This is a genomic window from Vibrio sp. T9 (assembly GCF_003123985.1).
Taxonomy (GTDB): domain Bacteria; phylum Pseudomonadota; class Gammaproteobacteria; order Enterobacterales; family Vibrionaceae; genus Vibrio; species Vibrio diabolicus.
Genome location: NZ_NIGY01000122.1, coordinates 1 through 345, shown reverse-complemented (window position 1 = coordinate 345; position 345 = coordinate 1). Strand labels below are relative to the sequence as shown.

The 345-nt window shown below is 65.2% G+C and carries 1 protein-coding gene; it reads right to left on the bottom strand.

What is annotated here, in order from left to right; genetic code table 11:
- Nucleotides 1–345 (bottom strand): hypothetical protein (locus tag CBX98_RS26390; protein ID WP_197710260.1); only part of this gene is annotated, 345 nt, incomplete at both ends.

Below are 345 nucleotides of genomic sequence, written 5' to 3'. Positions count from 1 at the left end.
TCGGTGCTGCTCAGTACACCGAGTCCCTCGCTGAAGGCACGTAGCTCGGTCAACGCGCTGACGTTGCCCAGTCCGCCGCCTTCGGCCGCATAGAGGTCGTAGTTGAGCAGAACGCCCGTGCCGCTCGTCGGTGGCGTGGCACTGCGTTCGGCTTTGTTGAGGATCTGTCGGGGAAGGTTGAGTTGATCCAGCGGCGCGTCCACGGTGACGCGTTGCTGCTTCACGTCGTAGATGTAGTGGAGACCCGAGATGTCGGGCAGGCAGCGTTCGTCTTCACCCGGCGGTAGCACGAAGCCCAGTCCGCGCAGGTCGCTCGCCGTGGCGCAGAGGGCGTTGCCGCGTCGT